The sequence below is a fragment of the Planomonospora algeriensis genome, from assembly GCF_977012225.1.
Genome location: NZ_CDRNDK010000702.1, coordinates 1 through 2346, shown reverse-complemented (window position 1 = coordinate 2346; position 2346 = coordinate 1). Strand labels below are relative to the sequence as shown.

Annotated in this window: 2 protein-coding genes; both read right to left on the bottom strand. The window is 76.3% G+C overall.

Annotation, left to right across the window (positions count from 1 at the left end; translation table 11 throughout):
- Positions 1–115: 115 nt before the first annotated feature.
- Positions 116–1165 carry a tetratricopeptide repeat protein gene (locus ACWJ6R_RS34750; protein ID WP_449066274.1) on the bottom strand — a complete coding sequence of 350 codons (1050 nt, stop codon included), beginning with the start codon at positions 1163–1165 and terminating at the stop codon, positions 116–118.
- Positions 1102–2346, bottom strand: a 1245-nt coding sequence (locus tag ACWJ6R_RS34745; protein ID WP_449066273.1) for an NB-ARC domain-containing protein, incomplete at its 5' end; no start/stop codon positions are given. The genes ACWJ6R_RS34745 and ACWJ6R_RS34750, both read right to left, overlap by 64 nt.

Below are 2346 nucleotides of genomic sequence, written 5' to 3'. Positions count from 1 at the left end.
ACGAGGGAAGACGGCGGTTACCGGCCCCCGAGCCGCGACGCGCAGCGTCGCCATCGGCACAGGGCGGAGCCCGCCCGTGATCAATCACGTGTGGATGACGCGTCTGGACGACGCCCTATACGACGGGCTCGGACCCGTCGTCGACCTGGTCGCGGTCGAGCAGGGCGCGCAGGTCCCCGGCCTCGGGGGCGCTCAGCCGGGAGAAGAGGTCGTGGGCGCGGACGAGGCAGGCGCGGCTGCGCCGGGACTCGCCGAGCCCGGAGAGCGCCCGGCCCAGCACCCATAGGGCCTGGGCCTCGCCGTACGGGTGGCCGATCTCGCGGCTGACGGTGAGGGCCTGCTCGGCGTGGCGGGTCGCGTCGGCGAAGCGCTCGGCGGCGATGAGCGTCTCGGCCAGGCGCGAGCAGACCCGCTGCTCCCACACCCGCTGGTTGCCCGCCCGGAAGAAGGCCAGGCACTCGGCGTGGTGGTGGACCGCCTCGTTCAGGCGCCCGACCCGGGACAGCACGATGCCCAGGTGGTAGCGGGCCCGGGCGGTGCCCGCGGCGGAACCGATCTCGCTGAAGATCGCCAGTCCCTGCTCGGCGGCGGCGATCGCCTCCCCGGGCTGGCCGAGGAACAGGTGATCGCGGGCGGAGTAGCTGAGCGTCAGGGCCTCGCCGCCCGGGGCGCCGTTCTCCCGGAACTCCTTGCGGGCCGCGTCGAACCAGGACAGCGCCTCGGTGTGGCGGCGCTGCCGCCCGACCACCACGGCCAGCGCGTTGAGCGCCTCCCCGGTGACGATCCGGTCGCCCCCCGCCGACAGCTCCAGCACGGCCCGGAACTCCTGCTCCGCCTCGGCCAGCCGGTTCGCGCCGAACAGCAGCCTGCCGTGCACGTAGCGGCAGCGCAGCTCGGCGGAGGGCGCGTCCAGGCGCCGGGCGGCGGCGAGCACCTCGCGGATCCGCAGGCCGAACTCGCGGACGTGGCTGCCGGACTCCAGCAGCGGTTCCATGGCGAGCAGCAGGTCGGCGGCGGGCAGCAGCGCGGCGGCCTCCCGCGCGCCCGCGGCGGCCTGGGAGATGGACGCGAACAGGCCCTCGGCCTCGACCGCGAGCCAGGTCACGGCCTCGTCGGCGGAGGAGAACGCGTGCCCGCCGCCGGAGACGGCCAGCCGGTCGGCCACCGTGCTGCCTTCGTAGGCGAGCCGGTGCGCCGACGCGCGGAGGCCAGGTAGAAGCCGAGCAGCCGGGACAGCGCCTCCGGGCCGGACTCGGCGCCCGGCCCGTGGTCCGCGCCGGAGCCGGAGGCGCGCCCGGCGGCTCGGCGGGCGAAGAGCTTGAGCAGGTCGTGGAAGCGGTAGCGCCCGGGAGCGGGGGCCTCCAGCAGGCTGGCGTCCACCAGGGACTCCAGCAGGTCCTCGGCGTCCATCGGATCCAGGTCCAGTACGGCCGAGGCGGCGGAGACCGAGATGTCCGGCCCACCGGGCAGGGAGAGCAGCCGGAACGCCCGGGCCTGGGCGGAGGTGAGCTGGCCGTACCCGAGGGCGAAGGTCGACTCCACCGCGAGGTCGCCCACCCGCATCTCGTCCAGGCGACGGCGCTCGTCGGCCAGCCGGGGGACCAGGGAGGCGACGGTCCAGGTGGGGCGGGCGGCCAGGCGGGCCGCCACGATCCGCACGGCCAGCGGGAGGAAGCCGCACGCGGCGACCACGTCCATCGCGGCGGCCCGTTCGGAGTCCACCCGCTCGGTCCCGGCGACCGCGCGCAGCAGCCCCAGCGCCTCGTCCGGTTCCATCACGTCCAGGTCGACCAGGCGCGCCGCGGGCAGGTCGGCCAGCTTGTGGCGGCTGGTCACGATCGCCGCGCAGCCGGAGGAACCCGGGAGCAGGTGGCCGACCTGGGCGGCGTCGCGGGCGTTGTCGAGCAGGACCAGCATCCGGCGGTCGGCCAGCAGCGAGCGGAACAGCGCCGAGCGTTCGGCCAGGCCGTCCGGGATGACGTCGGAGGGCAGTCCCAGGCCGCGCAGGAAGGCGGCCAGCGCGGACTCCGGCGCGGTCGGCTCGTCGCCGTACCCGCGCAGGTCCGCGTAGAGCTGCCCGTCGGGGAAGCGGTCGTGCATGGCGTGGGCGACGTGCACCGCCAGGGCGGTCTTGCCCACGCCGCCGATGCCCGAGATGGCCGCGACCGGGACGCCTTCGGCGCCGCCCGCGCCGTCCTGCGCGGAGAGCAGGGCGAGGAGCCGGTCGATGATCTGGCGGCGGCCGGTGAAGTCGCTCACCGCCGCGGGCAGCTGCGCCGGGCGGGGCAGCTCCGGGGGCTCGAACCTCTCGTCCTTCGCGGGCGCGGGTGCGGGCGGGGGCGCGGC